This is a genomic window from Microbacterium candidum, from assembly GCF_030315975.1.
In the GTDB taxonomy this organism is placed as follows: Bacteria; Actinomycetota; Actinomycetes; order Actinomycetales; family Microbacteriaceae; genus Microbacterium; species Microbacterium candidum.
Genome location: NZ_JASXSZ010000003.1, coordinates 91,874 through 115,774 on the forward strand (window position 1 = coordinate 91,874; position 23,901 = coordinate 115,774).

General features: G+C 69.7%; 20 protein-coding genes. 14 read left to right on the forward strand and 6 right to left on the reverse strand.

All coding sequences use genetic code 11. From position 1 onward, the window contains the following. Nucleotide 1: 1 nt before the first annotated feature. Together QSV35_RS09860 and holA are read left to right on the forward strand one after the other, a co-directional pair. Entirely contained in the window at nt 2-2,419 is a 2,418-nt protein-coding gene (locus QSV35_RS09860) for a ComEC/Rec2 family competence protein (RefSeq protein ID WP_286288572.1), read from the forward strand. A 49-nt stretch (nt 2,420-2,468) separates the two neighbouring features. Beyond that, nucleotides 2,469-3,527, forward strand: coding sequence for a DNA polymerase III subunit delta (gene holA / locus QSV35_RS09865; RefSeq protein WP_286288573.1), 1,059 nt, complete (start codon nt 2,469-2,471; stop codon nt 3,525-3,527). Nucleotides 3,528-3,590: 63 nt separating this feature from the next. Here holA and rpsT read toward each other — a convergent pair whose 3' ends face one another. The 3 genes from rpsT to QSV35_RS09880 form a co-directional block, all read right to left on the reverse strand. Then, nucleotides 3,591-3,851, reverse strand: a complete 261-nt coding sequence (rpsT, locus tag QSV35_RS09870; RefSeq protein WP_286288574.1) for a 30S ribosomal protein S20 — start codon at nt 3,849-3,851, stop codon at nt 3,591-3,593. 115 nt (nt 3,852-3,966) lie between these two features. Continuing rightward, the gene (locus tag QSV35_RS09875; protein WP_286288575.1) at nt 3,967-4,767 is read right to left on the reverse strand and encodes an alpha/beta fold hydrolase; all 801 of its coding nucleotides are present in this window, start codon (nt 4,765-4,767) and stop codon (nt 3,967-3,969) included. A gap of 97 nt (nt 4,768-4,864) precedes the next feature. Further along, nucleotides 4,865-7,708: an ExeM/NucH family extracellular endonuclease gene (locus tag QSV35_RS09880; RefSeq protein ID WP_286288576.1), complete on the reverse strand. Its 2,844-nt coding sequence runs from the start codon at nt 7,706-7,708 to the stop codon at nt 4,865-4,867. A 218-nt stretch (nt 7,709-7,926) separates the two neighbouring features. Between QSV35_RS09880 and lepA the strand changes: the two genes are divergently transcribed. After that, nucleotides 7,927-9,792: a translation elongation factor 4 gene (gene lepA / locus QSV35_RS09885; protein ID WP_286288577.1), complete on the forward strand. Its 1,866-nt coding sequence runs from the start codon at nt 7,927-7,929 to the stop codon at nt 9,790-9,792. Between the two features lie 46 nt (nt 9,793-9,838). On the opposite strand, the gene QSV35_RS09890 is transcribed toward lepA, so the two are convergent. Further along, nucleotides 9,839-10,420, reverse strand: coding sequence for a DUF1269 domain-containing protein (locus QSV35_RS09890; protein WP_286288578.1), 582 nt, complete (start codon nt 10,418-10,420; stop codon nt 9,839-9,841). Between the two features lie 116 nt (nt 10,421-10,536). Between QSV35_RS09890 and QSV35_RS09895 the strand changes: the two genes are divergently transcribed. After that, nucleotides 10,537-11,190, forward strand: coding sequence for a DUF1990 family protein (locus tag QSV35_RS09895; RefSeq protein ID WP_286288579.1), 654 nt, complete (start codon nt 10,537-10,539; stop codon nt 11,188-11,190). Then, nucleotides 11,190-12,407, forward strand: a complete 1,218-nt coding sequence (gene hemW / locus QSV35_RS09900; RefSeq protein ID WP_286288580.1) for a radical SAM family heme chaperone HemW — start codon at nt 11,190-11,192, stop codon at nt 12,405-12,407. Before QSV35_RS09895 ends, hemW begins: the two co-directional genes overlap by 1 nt. 100 nt (nt 12,408-12,507) lie before the next feature. On the opposite strand, the gene QSV35_RS09905 is transcribed toward hemW, so the two are convergent. Continuing rightward, nucleotides 12,508-13,944, reverse strand: coding sequence for a carboxylesterase/lipase family protein (locus QSV35_RS09905; protein ID WP_286288581.1), 1,437 nt, complete (start codon nt 13,942-13,944; stop codon nt 12,508-12,510). A 108-nt stretch (nt 13,945-14,052) separates the two neighbouring features. Here QSV35_RS09905 and hrcA point away from each other — a divergent pair, with 108 nt between their 5' ends. From hrcA to leuA, 9 genes are all read left to right on the forward strand, one after another. Next, complete coding sequence (gene hrcA / locus QSV35_RS09910; RefSeq protein WP_286288582.1) at nt 14,053-15,093, forward strand: heat-inducible transcriptional repressor HrcA; 1,041 nt, start codon at nt 14,053-14,055, stop codon at nt 15,091-15,093. A 48-nt stretch (nt 15,094-15,141) separates the two neighbouring features. Further along, on the forward strand, nt 15,142-16,254 hold the full coding sequence (dnaJ, locus tag QSV35_RS09915; protein ID WP_286288583.1) for a molecular chaperone DnaJ: 1,113 nt from the start codon (nt 15,142-15,144) through the stop codon (nt 16,252-16,254). A 3-nt stretch (nt 16,255-16,257) separates the two neighbouring features. Beyond that, on the forward strand, nt 16,258-16,992 hold the full coding sequence (locus tag QSV35_RS09920) for a 16S rRNA (uracil(1498)-N(3))-methyltransferase (RefSeq protein ID WP_286288584.1): 735 nt from the start codon (nt 16,258-16,260) through the stop codon (nt 16,990-16,992). 23 nt (nt 16,993-17,015) lie between these two features. Then, the gene (locus QSV35_RS09925; RefSeq protein ID WP_286288585.1) at nt 17,016-17,363 is read left to right on the forward strand and encodes an HIT domain-containing protein; all 348 of its coding nucleotides are present in this window, start codon (nt 17,016-17,018) and stop codon (nt 17,361-17,363) included. A 55-nt stretch (nt 17,364-17,418) separates the two neighbouring features. Continuing rightward, a complete protein-coding gene (locus QSV35_RS09930) occupies nt 17,419-18,447 on the forward strand; it encodes a PhoH family protein (RefSeq protein WP_286289090.1) in 1,029 nt (342 codons plus the stop codon). Beyond that, entirely contained in the window at nt 18,444-18,914 is a 471-nt protein-coding gene (ybeY, locus tag QSV35_RS09935; RefSeq protein ID WP_286288586.1) for an rRNA maturation RNase YbeY, read from the forward strand. The genes QSV35_RS09930 and ybeY overlap by 4 nt, the downstream gene beginning before the upstream one ends. Beyond that, nucleotides 18,911-20,206, forward strand: coding sequence for a hemolysin family protein (locus QSV35_RS09940; RefSeq protein WP_286288587.1), 1,296 nt, complete (start codon nt 18,911-18,913; stop codon nt 20,204-20,206). Before ybeY ends, QSV35_RS09940 begins: the two co-directional genes overlap by 4 nt. Next, nucleotides 20,199-21,095 carry a GTPase Era gene (gene era / locus QSV35_RS09945; protein ID WP_286288588.1) on the forward strand — a complete coding sequence of 299 codons (897 nt, stop codon included), beginning with the start codon at nt 20,199-20,201 and terminating at the stop codon, nt 21,093-21,095. The genes QSV35_RS09940 and era overlap by 8 nt, the downstream gene beginning before the upstream one ends. A gap of 181 nt (nt 21,096-21,276) precedes the next feature. Further along, the gene (leuA, locus tag QSV35_RS09950) at nt 21,277-23,040 is read left to right on the forward strand and encodes a 2-isopropylmalate synthase (protein ID WP_286288589.1); all 1,764 of its coding nucleotides are present in this window, start codon (nt 21,277-21,279) and stop codon (nt 23,038-23,040) included. Nucleotides 23,041-23,202: 162 nt separating this feature from the next. Here leuA and QSV35_RS09955 read toward each other — a convergent pair whose 3' ends face one another. Beyond that, nucleotides 23,203-23,898: a trimeric intracellular cation channel family protein gene (locus QSV35_RS09955; protein WP_286288591.1), complete on the reverse strand. Its 696-nt coding sequence runs from the start codon at nt 23,896-23,898 to the stop codon at nt 23,203-23,205. Between the last annotated feature and the right edge of the window lie 3 nt (nt 23,899-23,901).

The following is a 23,901-nucleotide window of genomic DNA, read 5'->3' on the forward strand; positions in this document are numbered from 1 at the left end:
CGTGCGCGATCTGAGGCTCGTGCCGATCGTCGCCATCGTGTGGGGTGCAGCGTTGTCCGCACTGCTCGTGCCCACGCAAGCCTGGACGATCGCGCTCGGGCTGTGGGCGGCCGTCCCGCTCACAGCGGCGCCGCTGATCGTGCGAGCGATGAGGGCGCGGCGCTCGACCCGTGCTGCGGTCGTCTCCGACCTGGCGCTCCCCGTGGCGCGCGCCCGTCATGCGAGGCGGTGGCGTTCGACCGCGGCTGCGCTGGCGATCGCGGCGGGCGCGCTCGGCGCAGCGGCGGCCTCGCATGTGGCGCTCGCCGAGCCGGCGCGCGCTGCGGCGTCCGCTCTCGCGATCGACGGCGGCCGCGCGATCGAGGTCCACGCGGTCGTCGTCGGCAAAGTGCAGCCGGATGCCACCGGAACGCTGCGGCTCGACGCCCAAGCCGACCGGATCGACCGCGGACGCGACCGGCATGCCGTTGACATCCCGGTGAGCATCGCGGTCGCGCCCCGCGACGTCTCCGGCTCCCGATTCGATGTCGGATCGACCATCACCGCGTCAGGGACGGCGTTCCGCGCGGATGCGGGGGAGCGCGCGGTGCTCGTCGTCCGGGCGTCGCGCGGCGTGCGGGTCGAGGAGCCGCCGCAGGGTCTTCTCGCGACGGCGTCGGATCTGCGCCGGGGGCTCGTGGCCTCCGCGCGCGGACTTCCGCAGCCGGGCGCCGGCCTCATGCCCGGACTCGCCGTCGGCGACACGTCGACCGTCGATCCCGAGCTCGCGGCGGCGATGAAGATGACCTCCTTGACGCATCTGACCGCCGTCTCCGGTGCGAACTGCGCCCTCGTGGTCGGCATCGCATTCGCTGTGGCCGCCCTGTGCGGTGCGCGTCGCGGCGTGCGCGTCGCGGCAGGACTCGCGGCGCTCGCGCTGTTCGTCGGCATCGTGACGCCGGAGCCGAGCGTCGTGCGTGCAGCGGTCATGGCGGCGATCGCGATGCTCGGAGTTCTGCTCGGTCGCACGGGAGCCGGCGTGTCGCTCCTCGCAACGGCGATCGTCGTCGCACTCGTCGCAGACCCGCACCTCGCGCTCTCCCTCGGTTTCGCCCTGTCCGCGGGAGCCACGGGCGCTCTCCTCATCCTTGCTCGGCCGCTGGCACGAGGTCTGTCGCGATGGATGCCGCGGGCCCTCGCGCTCGCATTGGCGGTTCCCCTCTCCGCCGAGCTCGTCTGCGGGCCGTTGCTCATGACGATCAATCCCGCCGTGCCGCTGTACGGGATCGTCGCGAACCTCCTCGCCGACCCGGCCGCCGGGCCTGCGACGATCCTGGGTCTCGCGGCCTGCCTCGCAGCGCCCGTCCCGCCCCTGCAGTCGGGGCTGGCCGCGCTCGCCTGGATCCCTGCCGCATGGATCGCGGGCACGGCGGAGACCGTGGCATCCCTTCCGGCCCGCCTGGTGCCCTGGCTTCCCGGGCTGGCAGGCGTCGCGGCCTTCGGGACGGTATCCATCGCCGTCGCGCTCGTCGTCATCCGCCCTGCTCGCGTGCGACGCGCGGTGGTTCCGGCCGCAGCGCTCCTTGCGGCCGTCGTCGGCATCGTCTCCGGGATCGGGATCTCGCAGACCGCGGTCGCGGGAGTGAGCGTTCCCTCCGCGTGGGCGGTGGGAGCGTGCGACGTCGGGCAAGGGGATGCGCTGCTCGTGCGTTCTGCCGGACGAACGGCGTTGATCGACACGGGACCGGATCCCGCTCCGGTGGCCGCGTGTCTTGCGAAGCTGGGCATCGATCGGGTCGACCTGCTGGTGGTGACCCACTACGACAAGGACCACGCGGGCGGCCTGGAAGCCGTGGCGGGCCGAGTCGACACGGTTCTGCACGGCCCGCCCGCAACGGCGGCGAACCAACGTGTCCTCGACCGCCTCGAGCGCACGGGCGCGCACGTGGTGGCGGCGTCCGCGGGTATGAGCGGCTCGCTCGGCGCCGCCATGTGGACGGTGCTATGGCCGCCACCGCGCAGCAAGGCGTTCACGTCGGGCAACCAGGCGTGCGTCGTGCTCGATGTGCGTGGGGGCGAGGTCCCGCCCTCGATCTTCCTGTGCGACACGGACGCGGTCGCGCAGCGCGCGCTGCTGTCGTCGCGAGCGGTCCTGCCGCCGTATGCGGTCGTGAAGGTGGCGCACCACGGCAGCGCCGACCAGGAGAAGGCCTTGTACGCGGCCCTGCGGGGTCCGGTCGCACTCATCTCCGTCGGAGCGGGCAACGACTACGGCCATCCGCGCGCGCCGACGCTCGCATTCCTCATGGCGCTGGGTGCCCGCATCCACCGCACGGACCAGGAAGGGATGCTCCTCGTCTCCGTCACCGACGGCGGGGTGCGGGTGTGGCACGAGCGTGCTCCGCCGTCCGGTGCCGGGGCGCCGACGCCCGGGCGTTGAAGGGCGTCCCGGCCGAGGCCCTGTCGGTGGTGCCGGATAGGCTGGATGCATGGCCCCGGCACCCCGACGCACTCCCGCAGCGAAGTCGGGGGCGCGAGCCGGCACCGTGCGATCCGTGATCCCGCAGCTGTCCTGGCGCAGCCCGCAGCCGGCACCGATCGTGCTCGTGTCCGGCCCCGAGGAGGTCTGCGCCGAACGGGCGATCGCGTCCGTGCGCGACTATCTGCGCGCCGAGGACGACAGCCTCGAGATCTCCGATCTGCGCGCCGACGACTACGCATCCGGGTCCCTGCTCGGCGTGACCGCGCCCTCCCTCTTCGGCGAGCCGCGGCTCGTGCGCATCTCCGGTGGCGAGAAGATGTCCGACGCGTTCCTCACCGAGGCGCTCGCGTACCTCGAGACTCCGCAGGAGGGTGCGACCGTCATCCTGCGGCATACAGGGGCGAGCGTGCGCGGCAAGAAGCTGTTGGACGCCATCCGCGCAGGCACCGGTCACGGCGTGGAGGTCGCGTGTCCCGCGATCAAGCGCGACTCCGACCGGTTCGACTTCGCCGCCGCGGAGTTCTCCTCCGTCGGGCGGCGGATCGCCCCGGCCGCGCTGCGCAACCTCGTCTCGGCCTTCACCGACGATCTCACCGAGCTCGCCGCGGCCTGCCAGCAGCTGATCTCCGACGTCCCCGGCGACATCACCCCCGAGATCGTGGAGCGGTACTACGGCGGTCGCGTCGAGACCTCCGCCTTCACCGTCGCCGACACCGCCATCGCGGGCCGCTACGGCGACGCGCTCGTCGCACTGCGCCAGTCGCTCGACTCCGGAGTCGACCCGGTTCCCCTCGTCGCCGCGATCGCGATGAAGCTGCGGACGATGGCGCGCGTCGCCGGGAGCCGAGAGCCCGCCGGAGTCCTCGCGTCCCGCCTCGGTATGAAGGACTGGCAGGTCAACAATGCGCGGCGCGACCTCTCGGGCTGGAACGAGCAGAGCCTGGGGCTCGCGATCATGGCGACGGCGCAGGCGGACGCCGACGTGAAAGGAGCATCTCGAGATGCCGTCTACGCACTCGAGCGCCTCATCACGATCATCGCGACACGCGCGCCGTACGGCGGCTGACTTCGCGCGACCGGAATGCAGAAGGCCCGCCCCTCACGGGACGGGCCTTCGGACGTTCTCGGCTCAGAGAGCGTTGACCTGCTTCGCGATCGCCGACTTGCGGTTCGCGGCCTGGTTGGCGTGGATGACGCCCTTGCTCACGGCCTTGTCGAGCTTCTTCGACGCCTTGCGCAGCGCCTTCTCAGCGGCAGCCTTGTCGCCCGCGGCGACGGCCTCGCGGGTGCGGCGCACCTCGGTCTTCAGCTCGCTCTTGACGGACTTGTTGCGCTCGCGCGCCTTCTCGTTGGTCTTGTTGCGCTTGATCTGCGACTTGATGTTCGCCACGTGGACGCTCTTTCGTTCGGATTTGATCGGTTGTTGCCGGCGAACACGAGAGGGGCGTCGCACGGCGGTCGCGAGGGTTTGGGACACCCCACACGCAAGCCAAAGGCAGAGTCTATCAGGTCGGGCTGTCAGCCACGTCCGCGGACGCGGGAGTGTCGGATTCGGCATCCCCTTCGACATCGCGCTCACCCGGTCCGTCGCCGCGCTCGAGGGTCGCCAGCGCGACATCCAGGAGCGCGTTGAAGACGCGCGGACGCATGGCCGTCACCAGATGGGTCGTGCGCGGCACGATGATGAGTTCCGCATCGGGTCGAAGCGTCGTGAAGAGCCGCTCATGGAGACGCAGCTGGTCGAACTGCCCATTGATGAACCAGAGCGGCACATGGATGCGGGGGAGCGCCGCCTCCAGATCCAGGTGCTCGAGGCTCTCCAGCGCCGGGTCCTGTGCGTCGAAGGCGTAGCCGCCCGCCGCGAAGTCATCGCGGGTCTCGAGCGGCAGAGTCAGCTCCAGGTAGCGGTCGGAGATCCATTCGCCGCGCCCGGGGAACCGGTCGAGGCCGCGAACCAGGGCCCGATACGTCAAGAGCGCACGTCCTCGTGGGAGCGAGGTGCACCCTGCGGCGATGAGGCCCGCGATCGGCGGCGCATCGACGCGGCCCGCGTACTCGAGGGAGAGGAGTCCGCCCATCGAATGCGCGACGAGCAGGACGGGTCCGTGCGCCGCGGAGGCGCGGACGGCGCGGTCGATGGTGGCGAACGCCTCGTCGAGAGTGAACTGCTCGTCGCGGCGGGTGCCGTGTCCGGGAAGGTCGACCGTCGTGAAGGGGTTGCCGCGTGCGGCGAGATGCTCCTCCTGCGGTCGCCACATGGTTGCGGACGTGCGGATGCCGTGCACGAACACGACCTGGATCACCACCTCACCAGGCTATCGCCGCGTGCCGCACCGGATCCCTGGCGCGCGAAGGCCCCCGGATTCCGAGCAGGAATCCGGAGGCCCTCGCTGATGGAACCGATCAGCTGATGGGCTTCCAGGGCTGCTTCTTGGCAGCCGCACCCGGCACATCGCCCTGCGTCCACCACTGGGCGACGTACTTCACGCCGTTGTAGTCGACGACGTCACCCGTGTTGAAGATCCGCGTCGCGGTCCACTCCACCGAGCCGTCACCCGCGGTCGCCAGCTGCGCCCACACGACCTTCTTGGAGGCGCCGGGCACCTCGCCCTTCGTGTAGAACTGCGCCCGCCAGATGGACCCCTTGTAGGTGACCAGGTCGCCCGCGACATACGCGGTGCCCGCCGCCCACGCCGCCGGTGCAGGCAGGTTGAGGCCGACGACCTCCGGGTTGTGGTCGGAGGCGGCGAACGGCTCGCCGCCGTCGAACAGCCGGGTCACGTTGTAGTTGAAGCGGCTGTAGTTGAAGGCGACCGACTCCTGGGCGTTGATCTGCCAGATGTCGGCACCGGTCACCATCTTCAGCGCGGCCGGGTTCGCCAGCACGTGGTCGAGCGATCCCTGGAGGCCGTTGTAGGAGTAGGTGTGCTCGCCCTCGTCGAATGCGGTCGCGAGGTCCGTGTAACCGGCCTTGTAGAGCTCGGTCATCGGATCCTCGTGCGTGTAGGCGTTGAAGTCGCCGAGCAGAACGATCCGCTCGGTGTGGAGCCCCGCGGCGACCGAGTCGGCGAAGGCGACCGTCGCCTGCGCCTCCTTGACGCGGGTCATGTTGAACGCCCCCTGGTCGAGGGCCGGCGAGGAGGTGTCCTGTTCATCACCGGGATACAGCGGGTTGCCGCTTCCCTTCGACTTCCAGTGGTTGGCGACGACGACGAAGACGTCGGCATCCGTGGCGTTCGCCCGCTTGAACCCCTGCGCCAGAGGCTGACGAGCGATCGAGAACGGCTGGCCGGGACCGGACTGGTCGGCGAGCACCTTCGAGGCGCCGACGAGTGCGACCTCGGCGGGCTTGTAGATGAACGCCGTGCGGATGACATCCTGCTGGGTGAGCGGCGGGAGCGCGCTCTCGGCAGGGGACGGCGCGTAGGCCCACGTCGGCGACCCCGCCGCCTTGTTCAGCGCGTCGACCAGACCTGCGAGCGCGGTGTCGCGATCATGACCGAACTTGACGGAGTTCTCGACCTCCTCGAGGGAGACGATGCTCGCGCCGAGGCGGTTGATGCCGGTGACGATCTTCTCCTGCTGGCGCTGGAAGCTCGCATCGTCGGCCGCTCCGCGCGGGCCCGGCTTGCCGTCCTTCGTGGTGCAGGACTTGACGGTGATCCGGACGCCTGCGCGGTCGGTGTACCACGTGCAGGTGCCGAGTCCGGCGCCGACGAACTTCTCACCGGTGGTCGGGAAGTAGTTCTGGACGTTGAACGTCGCCAGACGGGCGTCGCCGCCCGTCGTGGCGGGCCGCTCGTTCGGCGCGCGCGTGTCGCCGAAGGCGACGACGGCAGCACCGTCGTCCTGCACCTGCGCGGTCGGCTGGAAGTTCCACACGCTGTTGCGGTACTCGAGCACGACCGGACCGCGGAAGGTGACCGACGAGCCGATGCGCACCGGGTTGGCGTCGCTCAGCCACGGCAGCGCGGTCGCGGTGTTCGCGCCCTGGGAGTAGTTCACGTTGGCGCCGTCATCGAGCGTGATCATGCGCGCGGCGTTGTCGGCGACGACGGCCTTGGCCTCCGCGGAGCCGGGAGTGCCGGCATCCGTCGGCTGACGCAGGGGCGTGGTACCGGCCGCGAGCGTGAACGAACCGTAGAAGTTCGCGTTGTAGTTGTCGGCGACCGTGAAGTCGCCCAGCGGTGCGATCAGCTCCCCTTCGTGGGCCTCCTTCTGGGCCTCGCTCTTGAGGTCGTCCCACGTGAGCGCCGCAGGCGTCACCGCGGGAAGCGGCGTCGCGAGCTTCGCGACCTTCGGCGACGTGATCTCCGTCGTGCCCTGGTATTCCTCGACCTTGCCCGTCACGGTGACGCTGTCGCCGATCTCCACCTGGCCGGCCGAGATCGAGCCGTAGACGAACACGGCGTCGGACTCGCCGGGGGTCGCGTCGACCGCGCCACCGGCCCCGCCGGTCTCGAGATAGAAGCCGTTGTAGCCGCCCGTGCGGTAATCGGCGGTGACGACGCCTTCGGTCGTGACCGTCTTGCCGGCATACGGCGATGTGTCGGTCGCCCCCTGGATCTGGGCGATCGTCAGCGGAATGGGGTCGCCGCCGTCCGGGGGCGTGGTGCTGCTGCCGGAGCCCTCGGGCGTCGGGGCGAGCTTCGTGAAGTCGGCCGCGTTGTTGTCGGTGTCGAGTCCCGCAGCCGTGCGCTGGTAGCTCAGGGTCACCGAGTTGCCGGTCACGGCCGTCCCCTCGGGCGACGCGCCGGTGCCCCAGCCGACCTTGTCGATGATCGATGCATCCGTCGGTGCGACGGGTGTGGTGCTCGCGGCGAGGTAGAACGTGCCGCTCGTACCCGACGGGTTCACCCCGCCGCTCGCGGTCAGATCGGGAGCGGGCAGGGGGAGCCCGTTGGTGCCGTTGCTCGTGAGCTGGATCAGGAAGTGCCCGTGGGCGGGCACGCTCCCGCTCAGGCCGAAGATCTGGGCGGCGTTCGGGGGAGCGGTGTTCCCGGCGGAGCGGTACTGGAGCGTGTCGCCGGCGAGGCTGATGGCGGAGGACGTCGGGTTGTAGAGCTCGACGAACTTGTTCGTGTAGGACGCGCTGGCAGAGCCGCCGTTGAGGTACACCTCGCTGATGACGAGATCCGTGCCCGCCGTGTTCGCGAATGCGGGCGCCGACAGCCCGGCGCCGAGGAGACACGCCGCGGTCGCGGCTGCTGCCGCGACGGCGACGCGTCGCTTGTGGATCGAGGGCATCGAGGCCCACCTCCATGATTCTGGGGATCGGTTGGACGGCCGCGCAGTACGCGGCGATGGACCTACCCTGCCGTGCACAGCCGACAATCAAAAGGATCTGCTGGGAAAAGTTGATGAATTCTCTGTAATCGACGGCCGGCGCCCCGGATCGGGCGGTCGACCGCCTCCAGGGCGCCGCATCCGACGACGGCACGGATGCCCCGTAGAATCTTCTGGACATGTCACCGCGCGCCCTGAAGCCCCTCGAGCCGTCCGCCACCCCGCCCGAGCTGATCCGCAATTTCTGCATCATCGCCCACATCGACCACGGCAAGTCGACCCTGGCCGACCGGATGCTGCAGATCACCGGCGTGGTCTCCGACCGCGACATGCGCGCGCAGTACCTCGACCGCATGGACATCGAGCGCGAGCGCGGCATCACGATCAAGTCGCAGGCCGTGCGCATGCCGTGGTCCTCCGCCGACCCCTCGACAGGCTCGGGGACCGCGTTCGCGCTGAACATGATCGACACCCCCGGGCACGTCGACTTCACGTACGAGGTGAGCCGCAGCCTCGCCGCGTGCGAGGGAGCGATCCTCCTGGTGGATGCCGCTCAGGGCATCGAGGCGCAGACGCTCGCGAACCTGTATCTGGCGCTCGAGAACGACCTCACGATCATCCCGGTCCTGAACAAGATCGACCTGCCCGCCGCCGACCCGGAGAAGTTCGCGCTCGAGCTCGCGAATCTCATCGGGGGCGACCCGGACGATGTGCTGCGCGTGTCGGGCAAGACCGGTCAGGGCGTCGAAGAGCTCCTCGACCGGATCGTGCGCGACATCCCCGCCCCGAAGGGGGATGCGGACGCGCCCGCGCGCGCGATGATCTTCGACTCCGTGTACGACGCGTATCGCGGTGTCGTCACCTATGTCCGGATGGTCGACGGGCACCTCTCGCCGCGCGAGCGCGTGCAGATGATGTCCACGAAGGCGACGCACGAGCTGCTCGAGATCGGCGTGTCGAGCCCCGAGCCGGTCCCCACCAAGGGTCTGGGCGTCGGCGAGGTCGGATACCTGATCACGGGCGTGAAGGACGTGCGCCAGTCGAAGGTCGGCGACACGATCACGAATCTCCGCAAGCCCGCCACGGAGCCGCTTCCCGGCTACACGGACCCGAAGCCGATGGTCTTCTCCGGCATCTACCCGATCGACGGCAGCGACTACGCCGACCTCCGCGAAGCGCTCGACAAGCTCAAGCTCTCGGACGCTTCGCTCCAGTACGAGCCGGAGACATCGGTCGCGCTCGGTTTCGGCTTCCGCTGCGGATTCCTCGGACTCCTGCACCTCGAGATCATCACCGAGCGGCTGTCGCGCGAGTTCGGTCTCGACCTCATCACCACCGCGCCGAGCGTCATCTACGAAGTCACGACCGACACGGGCGAGCACGTCACGGTGACGAACCCGAGCGAGTATCCCGACGGCCGCGTCGCGTCCGTGAGCGAGCCGGTCGTGAAGGCCGCGATCCTTCTGCCGAAGGACTACGTGGGCACCGTGATGGAGCTGTGTCAGGGGCGGCGCGGGCAGCTGCTCGGCATGGAGTACTTCAGCGAGGAGCGCGTCGAGCTCCGCTACAACATGCCGCTCGGCGAGATCGTCTTCGACTTCTTCGACCAGCTGAAGAGCCGCACGCAGGGCTACGCGAGCCTCGACTACGAGCCCGCCGGCTCGCAGGAGGCCGACCTCGTCAAGGTCGACATCCTGCTGCAGGGCGACAAGGTGGATGCCTTCAGCTCGATCGTGCACCGCGACAAGGCGTACGGCTACGGCACGATGATGACCGAGCGCCTGCGCAAGCTCATCCCGCGCCAGCAGTTCGAGGTCCCGATCCAGGCAGCGATCGGCGCCCGCATCATCGCGCGCGAGAACATCCGCGCGATGCGCAAGGACGTCCTCGCCAAGTGCTACGGCGGCGACATCACCCGCAAGCGCAAGCTCCTCGAGAAGCAGAAGGAGGGCAAGAAGCGCATGAAGATGGTCGGTCGCGTGGAGGTCCCTCAGGAGGCGTTCATCGCCGCGCTCTCCGGAGACGTCGAGACGGGCAAGAAGTAGAGAACGGCACGGTGCGTCGCACCGTGCCGTTCTCGATACCGCTGGATTACTTCTTGTCGTCGTCCTTCGCGGCGGCCTTGGCGTCCGCGGCGACGGCCTGGTCGACGGCCTTCTCGACGATCTTGTCGGCCTTCACGAGCGCCTCGCGGATCTTCACCTCGCCCGGGTCGGAGACCAGAGCGATGATGCCGGAGTGGCCGGGCTCGATCGCATCCTGCAGCTCCTCCGCCAGCTCCTTCTTGTGGTGGTGCTCGCGCAGCTTGCCGATGATGCCACCACCGGCGCCGACGACGAGGACGCTGCCGAGGATCGAGGGCGGGAACAGGATGCCGACGACGGCGCCGCCGACGGCGCCCCAGCCGAGACCCTCGCGGGTGCTGTGGTCGGTCACCTTCTGCACGTCGAGCTTGCCATCCTCGCCGCGCTTGACGACGAGAACACCTTCGATCTTGACGGTTGCGCCGTCTTCGACCTGCTTGAGAGCCTCGTAGGCCTCCATGGCGACGTCGGCGTCGGCGAAGTCGGCGGCGATCAGCGTGTACGCGCCGTCGCTGATGGCCGCGGCCTCAACGGCGACCGCGTCGTCTGCGGAGTTGTCGTCCGCGGGAGCAGTTGTCTCATCTGTCATGTCGGGTTCCCCTTCGTTTTTCGAATGCCTGACGGTCGTCAGTATAGGGACCGCGGGTGTCCGGCTGACATTCCGGATCCAGGTGCTGCTCAGTGGGCCCGGGTAGGGTGGAGGTCATGCGGCGCGGGACTTTCCGAGACGAGACTGTCGACTATGCGGCGGTGGGCGCGACGCAGGCGTCGGACCTGCTGCAGTATCCGCCGGAGCGGAGCGTCCCGGCAGCGGAGTCGTGGCGCATCGGCAGCGGCGAAGCGCGCTTCCACAGCGCGGGTGAGGCACTGCTGTCCTGGAAGGCCCTGCGTGACGGCGGGCTGACCGTCTCGGACGTGCGGCCGGCGTCCGGCCCCATGTACACCGGTGTCAGCTTCGACGCGGAGGGTCACCCGATCGGCGCCTCCAAATTCGAGGCGGATCAGCGCTTCGACGCGGACGGCACGCCGTACGTCAGCGCGGGGGAGACGATCCACGTGCGCGGCCGCGTGAACGGGCTCAAGGCAGACGGCGAGCTGCGCGTCATCTTCGTCGTCGAGGAGCCGCGGCGCGTCGGCTTCGCGCTCGGCACCGTCGACGGCTCGGTCGTCAGCGGCGAGGAGTCGTTCATGCTGGACTGGCGCAGCGACACCGACGAGGTGTGGTTCACGGTGCGCGCGTTCGACGCACCCGCGTCCTTCTTCTACAAGGTGTTTCCCGGGCTCGTGAAGAAGCGCCGCCGCGCTCTGTTCCAGCGGTACCTGCGCGCGATCTCGCCGCTGTACACGTCCGCGACCTGATGGGCTCCGCCCTGCCGATCGGCGACCCGGCTCCGGCCGACGGGGCGCTGCCCGACGACCTGCGGATCGATGCGGCGACGGACTTCGGCGTCTATCTGCACGTCCCGTTCTGCCGCGTGCGGTGCGGGTACTGCGATTTCAACACGTACACGTCGGACGAGCTGCGCGGAGCGCGGCAGGATCAGTACGCCGACACCCTGCTCGGCGAGGTGGCGCTCGCGCGCGGGGTGCTGACGGATGCCGGACCCCTGCGCCCCGCATCCACGGTCTTCTTCGGCGGCGGAACGCCGACGCTCTTGCCGCCGGGCGATCTCGCCCGCATGCTCGCGGGTGTGCGCGACACGTTCGGGCTGACCGAAGGTGCCGAGGTGACCGTCGAGGCGAACCCCGACACGGTGACGGACGCGGTCGCCCGCGAGCTCGCCGCGGCCGGCGTCACGCGGCTGTCGGTGGGTATGCAGTCCGCCGTCCCGGATGTCCTCGCCGCGCTCGATCGCACCCATGATCCGGCGAACGTCCGCACGGCCGTGGCCGCCGCACGGGGCGCAGGTCTCCAGGTCAGCGTCGACCTCATCTACGGGACACCGGGGGAGTCGCTGGACGACTGGCGCACCTCGCTCGAGACGGCGATCGCGCTCGAGTCCGATCACGTCTCGGCGTACGCCCTCATCATCGAGGACGGCACGAAGCTCGCGCGCCAGATCCGGCGCGGCGAGGTCGCCGCGCCTGACGACGATCTGCAGGCCGACATGTACGAGCTCGCCGACGAGCTGCTCGAAGGCGCAGGATTCGACTGGTACGAGGTGTCGAACTGGGCGCGCACCGTCGACACGCGGTCCCGGCACAACCTCGCATATTGGCGGGGAACCGACTGGTGGGGATTCGGCCCGGGCGCGCACAGCCACGTCGCGGGCCTGCGCTGGTGGAACGTCAAGCATCCTGCGGCCTACGCGCAGCGCCTCGCGGCGGGCGAGTCGCCGGCGGCGGGGAGGGAGCGACCGGATGAGGCGGCCCGCAGGCTCGAATCGGTGCTTCTGCGCTCCCGCATCAGCGACGGACTCCCGGTCGCCGAGGTCCAGGGGGAGGGTCGGAAGGCGGTGGCCTCGCTCATCGCCGACGGCCTCATCGACGGCGGCGCGGCGGTGCGCGGCACGATCGTGCTCACGCTGCGCGGACGCCTCCTCGCCGACGCCGTCGTGCGCGCCCTGACCGCGTAGCGCGTCCCTCGGGATTCAAAAGACTGGTGACACGCCGCTGGCGACATCCGTTCCCCGGCGTGTCGCACGAAACCACCCGCCTCTCGACACCGCCGACCGCTCAGAGGGGCAGCGAGTCGAGCGCTTCCGCGCGGGGAAGAACGACCTCCGTCGTCTCGGTGTCGTATCGACGGATCACGCGCTTCTCGTCGAAGACCGGCCAGCCCGCATCCTGCGTCTCGACGAACCGGGCCCAGTCGGTGTGCATGCGGTCCGCGAGCACCGCAGGAGGGTTCGGCCCCGCCATCGCGAGCGCGTCCGGCGTGTAGCCGATCCGGAACACGAATCCGATGTCCATCGCGTGCGCCGCTCGGAGGTCGCGCACGGGGCTCGACCAGGCGAACTCGTACACGTACGTCCTCGCGGACCGCGTCTCCGCCGCCCGGATCGCGGGTGCGCGCACGAGGCGGTCGCCGATGATCTGCCCGAGGATCTCGCCGGGCAGTGCCCCGGGGTAGGCGCGTCGGTATGCTGCGACGACGGATGCGGGCGTGCGTGTCGCGAGGCGAGCGGCGAAGACCTTGAAGCGCCCGATCTTCGCGAGCTCTTCGGGTGTGAACCACAGGCGGTACTCGTCGGCCGTGCTGCCGATGAGCAGGGGCGTATCGATCCGGCCGAGGCCGATGTCGGGTGACACGGGGAGCGAATCCGGATCGACGGCGAGCGCGAATCCCGGTGCGCCCGAGATCGCGGTCGATCCGGCCGACACCTCCGCGCGCGCAGCCAGGAGGTCGCGCGGAGTGAGTCGGGTGAAGGCGGCGCGCGTCGGCTCCACGCCGAGACGCTGGGCGATCGCCCGCGTGGCGCGCCCGGCGCGCTCCGGCGTCTCCGCCCGCAGAGGTCCGGACTGCACGATCGCGCCGCGGACCACTGCACGACTCTCGCTGCGCATGAGCAGCGCGGCGACGACCGATCCGCCCGCGGATTGGCCGGCGATCGTGATGCGATCGGGATCCCCTCCGAACGCGGCGATCTCGCGATGCACCCAGGCGAGGCCGGCGGCCGCATCCTCCAGTCCGAGGTTGAGGGGGGCGTCCTCGAGCATCGAGAAGCCCTCGGAGCCGACGCGATAGGCGAGCGAGACGAAGACGAGGCCCTCGCGTGCGAACGACGTCCCGTCGTAGACGGCAAGCGCAGGCGACCCATGCTCGAGCGCTCCACCGTGGAACCACACCATGACCGGGAGCCCCATTCCGATCCCGTCGGAGGGCGCCCACACGTTCGCCGTCAGGATGTCCTCGCCGGGGATCTCCACGGTCGAGAGGAGCTCGCCGATCGGTCCGCGGTACGGATCCTGTGGGGCCGTGGGGCCGAAGGCCGTGGCATCCCGCTCGCCGTCCCACGGTTCGACGGGAACGGGTTTCGAGAATCGCAGGTCGCCGAACGGCGGGCGCGCGAACGGGACACCGAGGAATCGCATGATGCCGTCGGCCTCGGTGCCGCGGAGCGTTCCGGTGCTGATCGTGATCGTCGTCGCCTGTGGCAGTGTGTCGCTCACGGTCACCAGCGTAGAGCGCGCCGCACGACGTGCGGGGAGGCGGCCGGGGTAGAATTGGCACTCGACGGATCCGAGTGCCAGCCGTGGGCCGACGTGACGGGAGGTGTCATGGTCTCAGAGCGAGGGCTGCAGGTGCTCCGCGCCATCGTGGAGGACTACGTCGAGACGCGTGAGCCGGTGGGCAGCAAGACCATCGTCGACCGGCATGCCTTCGGCGTGTCGGCGGCGACCATCCGCAACGACATGGCCCTGCTGGAGGACGAGGAGCTGATCGCGGCTCCGCACACATCGTCCGGGCGCGTGCCGACGGACAAGGGCTATCGCGTCTTCGTCGACCACCTGGCGGAGCTCCGTCCGCTGTCGCAGGCCCAGCGCTCCGCGATCGCCGACTTCCTCGACGGTCCAGGCGACGACCTCGACGACGTGCTCGTGCGCACCGTGCGTGCGCTGACGCGACTCACCGGACAGGTCGCGCTCGTGCAATATCCGTCGTTCGCTCGCGCCAGCGTCTCGCACGTCGAGCTCGTCGCACTCGGCGGGGGGCGGCTCGTGGTCATCCTCGTCACGGACACCGGCCGCGTGTCGCAGCGCATGGCCGCCTTCCGAGCGGATCTCTCCGAGACGGATGCGGCGCGCCTGCGCACGCACCTCGCCACCCTCGTCACCGGCCGCGGTGTGCGGGAGGGGGCGCAGCGCGTGGCAGATGCGCTGGCGGCTCCCGATGTCGACGCGACGACGGCAGCACTCCTGCGCATCGTCGGCGAAGAGCTCGAGGAGTTCCGCCAGGACAGGCTCGTGATGGCCGGCGCCGCCAACCTCGCCCGCCGCGAGGAGGACTTCCGCGGCAGCATCTATCCGCTGCTCGAGGCCATCGAAGAACAGGTGACCCTGCTGCGTCTCATGAGCGAGATGGTCGCCGACGAGCACGGACTGTCGGCGAGCATCGGCCGGGAGAACGCGGCGTTCGGGCTGGCCGAGGCATCCGTCGTCGCGAGCGACTACACGCCCGGCGAGTACGACGCGGCCGGAATCGCCCGTGTCGGACTCCTCGGCCCCACCCGCATGGACTATCCCACCAACCTCGCGGCGGTTCGCGCCGTCGCGCGCTATCTCAGCCGGCTGCTCGAAGACGACGAGCTTGCCCGCTGAACACGCTCCACCGAACGAACCGCGCCCCGGCGCGGCAGGAAGGCGATTGTGGCTGACCACTACGAGGTCCTCGGCGTCTCGCGCGATGCGACGCCCGAGGAGATCAAGAAGGCGTACCGCAGGCTCGCGCGCGAGCTGCACCCGGACGTCAACCCCGGGGCGGAGGCGGAGGAGCGGTTCAAGCTCGTCACGCACGCCTACGACGTGCTGAGCGACCCCGAGCAGCGCCGCCGCTACGACATGGGCGGCGACCAGCCGTTCGGGGGTCAGGGCGGCTTCGGCGGGTTCGGCGACATCTTCGAGACCTTCTTCGGCGCGGCGGCAGGCGGCGGGCGCGGCGGGCGGCCGCGGTCGCGGCGCGAGCGCGGACAGGACGCCCTCGTGCGCGTGACGCTGCAGCTCGACGACGTCGTCTTCGGTGCGCATCGCGACCTCGAGGTCGACACGGCGGTCCTGTGCGACACGTGTGAGGGCTCGTGCTGCCAGCCCGGCACCTCGCCCGTCACATGCGACATCTGCCAGGGCACCGGCCACGTCCGCCAGACCGTGCGGAGCCTCCTCGGCAACGTCGTCACGACGCAGCCGTGCTCGGTGTGCCAGGGCTACGGCACCACCATCCCGTACCCGTGTGCGACGTGCCAGGGCCAGGGTCGCGTGCGCGCCCGTCGCACCGTTTCGGTCGACATCCCCGCCGGCGTCGAGACGGGCCTGCGTCTGCAGCTGCCCGGCTCCGGCGAGGTCGGCCCCGGCGGTGGACCCAACGGCGACCTCTACATCGAGGTCTCCGTCGCGAACCACGAGGTGTTCAGCCGCGAGGGCGACGATCTGCTCGCCACCCTCGAGGTGTCGATGCCCGACGCGATCCTGGGCGCGCAGACCACGATCGACTCCCTCGACGGCAAGGTCGACCTCGAGATCCGCCCCGGTGTGCAGAGCGGCGACGTCCTGACGATCAAGGGCCGTGGCATCACGCCGCTGCGCGGCTCGCAGCGCGGCGACCTGCGGGTCGGCGTGCACGTCGTCACGCCGACGCGCCTCGACGCCAAGGAGCGCGCGCTCATCGAGGACTTCAAGAAGCGCACCAAGGCGCCTGGTCCCCAGCTCGCCCAGTTCCACCAGGGGCTGTTCGCGAAGCTGCGCGACCGGTTCCGGAACGGCTGATCCGTGGCGCTGCACTTCCTGCTCGAGGACGCCCCGGATGCGCGCTCCGGCGACACCGTCACGCTGATCGGCGCGGAGGCGCACCATGCGGCCACCGTCCGCCGCGTGCGGATCGGCGAGGACGTCACGATCGGCGACGGCCGGGGGATGTGGCTCACGTGTGTCGTCTCGTCGGTGCAGCCGAAGGCGGTCGAGGTGACCGTGATGGCACGTCGTGACGAGCTGGCCGCGGCACCCCGCATCCTGCTCGTCCAAGCGCTCGCGAAGGGCGATCGCGACGAGCTCGCGATCCAAGCGGCCACGGAGCTCGGCGTCGACGAGATCGTGCCGTGGCAGGCGGAGCGCTCCGTGTCGCGATGGGATGCGGCCAAGGCCGCCAAGGGGCGCGCGCGCTGGGAGACGATCGTGCGCGAGGCGTCGAAGCAGGCGCACCGCGCGTGGCTGCCGACCGTGGCATCCATCGCCTCCACCGCCGACGTCGCGGCGCTCGCGCGTGCGGGCGCGACGGTGCTGGTGCTCGAACCGACGGGCGACTCCGCGCTCACCGCCGCCGAACTCCCGGCGGACGCCGACGTCATCCTGGTCGTCGGCCCCGAGGGCGGGATCTCCGGCAAGGAGCTCGAGGCGTTCGAGGATGCCGGGGCGCGCATCGTGCGACTCGGATCGACCGTGCTCCGCACCTCCACCGCGGGACCGGCGGCGGTCTCGGTCGTCAGCGCCCGCCTCGGCCGCTGGTGACGAGCCGTCGATAGACTTTCAGAATGACCGAACCGTCGATCTTCACGCGCATCCTCACCGGCGAGATCCCGTCGGAGATCCTCGCGCAGACCGACAACGTGTTCGTCATCCGCGACATCGCACCCAAAGCGCCGGTGCACCTCCTCGTGATCCCGAAGACCCCGCGGTACCGCGATGTCGTCGAGCTCGCCGCGGGAGACCCGGCGCTGCTCGCGGAGGTCGTCTCCGTGGCGAACAAGGCAGCCGCGGAGCACGCGCGCGGCGACTTCCGACTCGTCTTCAACACGGGCGCCGGCGCCGGCCAGACCATCTACCACGTGCACGCCCACGTCCTCGCGGGCGACCTCGACGAAGCGAGCCTCGGTGCCTGACACCCCCGACGAATCGACCCGCACGACCGCGCAGGTGTATGCCGACGGCATCGCCATGGTGCAGCTGCTCGGTCCGCAGGATCGTCTGCTGCGGGTGGTGGAGCGTGAGCACCCGGATGTCGACGTGCATGTGCGCGGCAACGAGATCACGCTGACCGGGGAGGCCCCGGCGGTCGCCGCGGCGCGCAACCTCGTCGAGGAGCTCATCTCCATGACGCGGGCGGGCCAGGGCCTCGATCCGGTCGACGTCGTCTCCGCGGGCCGCATCCTGCAGTCCGAGACCGGATCGCGCCCGTCGGACGTCCTCGGCGAAGCGATCCTGTCCTCCCGCGGCAAGGTGATCCGGCCGAAGACCCTGGGCCAGAAGTCCTATGTCGACGCGATCGAGGAGAACACGATCGTCTTCGGCATCGGCCCCGCCGGCACCGGCAAGACGTACCTCGCGATGGCGAAAGCTGTCCAGGCGCTGCAGCGCAAGGAGGTCAGCCGCATCATCCTCAGTCGTCCGGCGATCGAGGCGGGGGAGCGGCTCGGGTTCCTGCCCGGCACCCTCTCCGACAAGATCGACCCGTACCTGCGACCGCTGTACGACGCGCTCAACGAGATGATGGACCCCGAACTCGTCCCGAAGCTCATGGCGACCGGCACGATCGAGGTCGCGCCTCTGGCGTATATGCGTGGAAGGACGCTCAACGATTCCTTCGTCGTGCTCGACGAGGCGCAGAACACGACGCCCGAGCAGATGAAGATGTTCCTCACGCGCCTCGGGTTCGGCACGCGCATGGTCGTCACGGGCGACATCACACAGATCGATCTCCCGCAGGGCGCGTCGGGCCTGCGGCTCGTGACGCGCGTGCTGAAGGACATCGACGACATCCACTTCTCGTACCTCACGAGCCAGGACGTCGTCCGGCACAACCTCGTCGGCCGCATCGTCGACGCGTACACCGAATACGACGAGACCCGGTTGGCCGCCCGCCGCGAACGCGACGAGGCCAGCGAGTTCGCCAACCGCGCCGAGCGGCGCGGTGCCCAGCGCGGCGCGGGTCCGCGCGATCACCTCCCCGGAAGGCCACGCCGATGACGATCGAGATCACCAACGAGTCGGGATACGCCGTCGACGAGACGGTGCTGCTGCGCCTCATGGAGTACGACCTCGCGCAGCTCCACGTGAGCGCCGACGCCGACCTCGCGATCCTCCTCGTCGACGAGGGCGCGATGGAGGCCCTGCACGTGCAGTGGATGGACGAGCCCGGCCCGACCGATGTCCTGAGCTTCCCGATGGACGAGCTGCGCCCAGGGACCGAGGACATGCCGACCCCGCCCGGACTCCTGGGCGACATCGTGCTGTGCCCGCAGGTCGCCGAGACCCAGGCCGCGGCGGCGAAGCACACGACTCTCGACGAGCTCGTGCTCCTCACGACCCACGGGCTTCTCCACCTTCTCGGCTACGACCACGCCGAGCCGGAGGAGAAGCGCGAGATGTTCGCGCTGCAGGGGGAGCTCATCTCGGGCTTCCAGGCGGCGGAACACCATCGACCGCGCGCATGACCGCAGTCCTCCTCCTCGTCGCCGCGCTCATCCTGGTCGCCTTCGGCGGCCTGATGGCGGCGGATGACGCGGCCCTCGGGGTCACGTCGCGCCAGGACCTGCTCGACCTCGCCGACGAGGGCCGCAACGCCGATGCGCTGCGGCGCATCGCGGAGGACACCGACGAGCACGTCAACGCCGTCGTCTTCATCCGTGTCTTCGTGGAGACGGCCGCGGCAGTACTCGTCACCGTCGCGTTCACGCTGCTGTTCGACAGCATCTGGTGGGCGATGCTCGCCGCCGTCATCCTGATGACCGGCACGTCGTTCGTCGTCGTCGGGGCGAGCCCCCGCGCGACGGGCCGCACGCACGCGAAGGGCCTCCTGCGCGCGACGGCACCCGTCATCCGCGCAGTCCGCGTCATCCTCGGCCCCCTCGCCGGCGCGCTCGTCGCGCTCGGATCGCGGGTGTCGCCGGGGAACGGGCGTGCCGCGTCCTTCGCGTCGGAGGAGCAGCTGCTCAGCATGGTCGACGAGGCCGCGTCGCACGACCTCATCGAGGAGGACGACCGCGAGCTCATCCACTCGGTCTTCGACTTCACCGATACGTACGTCCGCGCCGTGATGGTGCCGCGCACCGACATGGTGACAGTGGATGCCTCGGCCCGCACGCGTCAGGCGATGGAGCAGTTCCTCGAACGCGGCGTCTCGCGCATGCCCGTCGTCGACGGCGACGACATCGTGGGCGTGCTGTATCTGAAGGACCTCGTGCAGTTCGGGTTCCGCGACGAGACGGGGTGGCGTGATGCCTCCATCGCCCCGATCGCCCGGCCGCCGCTGTTCGTCCCGGAGTCGATGCGCGCGGAGACGCTGCTGCAGCAGATGAAGCGCGAAGCCGTCCACGTGTGCATCGTCGTGGACGAGTACGGCGGGATCGCCGGCCTCGTCACGCTGGAGGACCTCATCGAGGAGCTGGTGGGCGAGATCGAGGACGAGTACGACGCGCGGGCGCGCGAGGTCGTCGAGCTCGAACCCGGCCGCTACCGGGTGAGCGCGCGGCTTCCGCTCGACGAGGTCGGGGAGCTGTTCGGCCTCGACCTGGAGGACGAGGACGTCGACTCGATCGGCGGACTCCTCGGCAAGGCGCTCGGCGCCGTCCCGCAGCCGGGAGCGACCGCGCGCGCAGACGGACTGCTGCTGACCGGCGGCGCGTCACGCGGCCGCGGGCGCGGCATCGCCACCGTGTTCGTCGAACGCGCACCGGACGCACACCCCCGGACCGGGGAGATCAAGAAAGTGGACTCACATGACTGACGAGAGCTTCCGATCCGGATTCGTGACGTTCGTGGGGCGCCCGAACGTGGGCAAGTCGACGCTCACCAACGCCCTCGTGGGGGAGAAGGTCGCCATCACGAGCGACAAGCCCCAGACGACGCGCCGTGCCATCCGCGGCATCCTGAATCGCCCGACCGGCCAGCTCGTGATCGTGGACACACCCGGGCTGCATCGCCCGCGCACGCTCCTCGGCCAGCGCCTCAACGACCTCGTCGAACAGGTGCTCGGCGATGTCGACGTCATCGCGTTCTGCGCGCCGGCGACCGAGAAGGTCGGTCCCGGCGACCGGCGGATCGCCGAGTCGCTCGACGGCTACCGGGGGAAGAAGGTCGCGATCGTGACGAAGACGGATGCCGCGGCCCGCGACCAGATCACGGAGAGACTCATCGAGGTCGACCAGCTTCGCGACGACTGGGCGGCCGTCATCCCGCTCTCTGCGCTCACGAACGATCAGCTCGACGTCCTCACCGACGAGCTGCTCTCGCTCATGCCCGAAGGCCCCGCGCTGTATCCGGAGGGCATCGTCACCGACGAGTCCATCGAAGACCGCATCGCCGAGATCATCCGCGAAGCGGCGCTCGAAGGGGTGCGCGACGAGCTGCCGCACTCCATCGCCATCACGATCGACGACATCTCAGAGCGGGAGGATGCGGAGATCACCGACATCTACGCGAACATCGTCGTCGAGCGCGACAGCCAGAAGGCCATCATCATCGGCCACAAGGGATCGCGCCTGCGGGACGTCGGCTCTCGTGCCCGCGCGCAGATCGAGCCGCTCGTGGGGACCAAGGTGTTCCTGAAGCTGCACGTGCGCGTCGCGAAGGAATGGCAGCGCGACCCGAAGCAGTTGGGCCGCCTCGGCTTCTGAGACTGCACATTCTGCTCGATCCGGGGGCTTCAGGTCGCCGGGGACTTCGCATCCTGATATATTCGATCCATGCGCTTCGGCCAGCTTCTTCTTAGCTGCCGCGACGAGGCCTCGTTCTAGGGCCCCTCTCGTCGCGGAGTTCGGTGTTGGCCCGCCTCATCTGACGAGAGAAAAGCGAATCATGGACAACACCCAGAAGCCCTCCGGCATGCCGATCCACAAGTACCGGCCGTTCCACGAGCAGATCCGCGTGGACATGCCCGACCGCACGTGGCCGGCGAAGCGCATCACGACCGCACCCCGCTGGTGCGCCGTCGACCTGCGCGACGGCAACCAGGCGCTCATCGACCCGATGAGCCCCGAGCGCAAGCGCATCATGTTCGAGCTGCTCGTGAAGATGGGCTACAAGGAGATCGAGGTCGGGTTCCCGTCGGCGAGCCAGACCGACTTCGACTTCGTGCGCCAGCTGATCGAGGAAGACCTCATCCCGGACGACGTCACGATCCAGGTGCTGACGCAGTCGCGCGAGCACCTGATCGCCCGCACGTACGAGGCGATCGCCGGTGCGAAGCAGGCGATCGTGCACCTGTACAACTCGACGAGCATCCTGCAGCGCGAGGTCGTGTTCCGCACCGACAAGCAGGGCATCGTCGACATCGCCCTGGAGGGCGCGCGCCTGTGCCGCGAGTTCGAGAAGCGCATCCCGCAGACGCGGGTCTACTACGAGTACTCGCCGGAGAGCTACACCGGCACCGAGCTCGAGTTCGCCGCCGACATCTGCAACCAGGTGCTGGACATCTTCGAGCCGACCCCGGATCGCAAGGTCATCGTCAACCTGCCGGCCACCGTCGAGATGGCCACGCCCAACGTCTACGCCGACTCGATCGAGTGGATGAACCGGCACCTGAACCACCGCGAGAACGTCATCCTGTCGCTGCACCCGCACAATGACCGCGGCACCGCGGTCGCGGCGGCGGAACTGGGCTACATGGCCGGCGCCGATCGCATCGAGGGATGCCTGTTCGGCAACGGCGAGCGCACCGGCAATGTCGACCTCGTGACGCTGGGCGTGAACCTCTTCACGCAGGGGATCGACCCGCAGATCGACTTCAGCGATATCGACCAGGTCAAGCGCACCGTCGAGTACTGCAACCAGCTGCCGGTGCCCGAGCGCAGCCCGTGGGGCGGCGACCTGGTGTTCACCGCGTTCAGCGGCTCGCATCAGGACGCCATCAAGAAGGGCTTCGAGTCGATGGAGGCGCGGGCGCAGGCCGCCGGGGTCACCGTCGACGAGATCGAGTGGGCGGTGCCGTATCTGCCGATCGACCCGAAGGACCTGGGGCGTTCCTACGAGGCCGTCATCCGCGTCAACTCGCAGTCGGGCAAGGGCGGCGTCGCGTATCTGCTGAAGACCGACCACGCGCTGGACCTGCCGCGCAAGCTGCAGATCGAGTTCTCCGGCGTGGTGCAGGCGAAGACGGATGCCGAGGGCGGCGAGGTCACGAGCGACCAGATCTGGGCGGTGTTCCAGGACGAGTACCTGCCGTCGGCGGAGGCCGAGGATCGCTGGGGCCGCTTCGAGCTCCTCTCGACCCGCACGCAGAGCGACATGACCGGCGACGTCCGGCTCGACGTGGCGCTGCGCGACGGCGACGAGCGCGTCGAGGCGTCGGGCAACGGCAACGGCCCGATCGCGGCGTTCCTCGAGATCGTCCGCGAGCGCGGATTCGACATCTCCCTGTACGACTACGTCGAGCACACGCTCTCGACCGGCGGCGATGCGCAGGCCGCGGCCTATGTCGAGCTGCAGGTCGACGGCGATCGCCTGTGGGGCGTCGGCATCGACGGGGACATCTCGACCGCGTCGCTGAAGGCCGTGGTCTCGGCGGTCAACCGCGCGATCCGGGCTCGCCAGGGTGCGCAGCAGGAGCTCGCCGCCGTCTGACTCTCCGTCCAGCTCCGGAATCCTGATCCGCCGAGACAGGGGATTCCCGTCGAGACAGGGTGGTACGCCCCCGGTTTCGGCCAGGATCCCCTGTCTCGGGATGAGGGTCGGGCACTCGGGATGGCGGAGTGGTCCGCGGGGTGGAGGACGCAGCGATGCGGATCACTCGTCGGGCGGCTTGACGATCGGGATGGCGCTCGTCTCCACCGCGACCTTGCGGCGATAGAGCATGCGCTGCTCCGGCAGCGACAGGTCGAAGATCACCGCCAGCAGCCGCACGACGGTGGTCACAGCGATGCCGACGATCGCGGAGATCGTCGGTGACACGCCCGACACCTGCAGGACGGTGAGCACGACGCATCCACCGCCCGCGGCCACCGCGTAGAGCGAGCCGACGTGCATGATCGCGACGGGGAGACCCACGAGGACGTCTCGGAGGACTCCGCCGCCCACTGCCGCGCACACCCCGACGAAGACGGCGGGCACGACGGGCAGTCCGAAGGCCAGGGCCTTGCTGGTGCCGAACGCACCGAAGAGGCCGATCACCACCGCATCCAACGCGACGATCGCCGCGTTGAGGCGCTGGAACACTCCCGCCAGCAGCATCCCCAGAAGGGCTGCGCCGGTCGCCGTGAGCAGATACCAATTGCTCTGCAGGGAGGACGGGAGCAGGTTCAGAAGCAGGTCGCGGATGAGGCCGCCGCCCATCCCGACCATGATGCCGATGATGGCGACCCCGAGGAAGTCCAGGCGGCGCTGTCCGCGGAAGCCGGAAGCGAACAGCGCCCCCTGGAGCCCGCCCAGGCCCACACCGAGGAGGTCCGCCCACAGCGGGATGACGAATGTCGGCTCGTTCACGCA

Coding starts and splice junctions, on each gene's coding strand:
- holA (WP_286288573.1), top strand. CDS start 2,469: ATGGCCCCGGCACCCCGACGCACTCCCGCAGCGAAGTCGGGGGCGCGA.
- QSV35_RS09880 (WP_286288576.1), bottom strand. CDS start 7,708: ATGCCCTCGATCCACAAGCGACGCGTCGCCGTCGCGGCAGCAGCCGCG.
- lepA (WP_286288577.1), top strand. CDS start 7,927: ATGTCACCGCGCGCCCTGAAGCCCCTCGAGCCGTCCGCCACCCCGCCC.
- QSV35_RS09890 (WP_286288578.1), bottom strand. CDS start 10,420: ATGACAGATGAGACAACTGCTCCCGCGGACGACAACTCCGCAGACGAC.
- QSV35_RS09895 (WP_286288579.1), top strand. CDS start 10,537: ATGCGGCGCGGGACTTTCCGAGACGAGACTGTCGACTATGCGGCGGTG.
- hemW (WP_286288580.1), top strand. CDS start 11,190: ATGGGCTCCGCCCTGCCGATCGGCGACCCGGCTCCGGCCGACGGGGCG.
- hrcA (WP_286288582.1), top strand. CDS start 14,053: ATGGTCTCAGAGCGAGGGCTGCAGGTGCTCCGCGCCATCGTGGAGGAC.
- QSV35_RS09925 (WP_286288585.1), top strand. CDS start 17,016: ATGACCGAACCGTCGATCTTCACGCGCATCCTCACCGGCGAGATCCCG.
- QSV35_RS09930 (WP_286289090.1), top strand. CDS start 17,419: ATGGTGCAGCTGCTCGGTCCGCAGGATCGTCTGCTGCGGGTGGTGGAG.
- ybeY (WP_286288586.1), top strand. CDS start 18,444: ATGACGATCGAGATCACCAACGAGTCGGGATACGCCGTCGACGAGACG.
- QSV35_RS09940 (WP_286288587.1), top strand. CDS start 18,911: ATGACCGCAGTCCTCCTCCTCGTCGCCGCGCTCATCCTGGTCGCCTTC.
- era (WP_286288588.1), top strand. CDS start 20,199: ATGACTGACGAGAGCTTCCGATCCGGATTCGTGACGTTCGTGGGGCGC.
- leuA (WP_286288589.1), top strand. CDS start 21,277: ATGGACAACACCCAGAAGCCCTCCGGCATGCCGATCCACAAGTACCGG.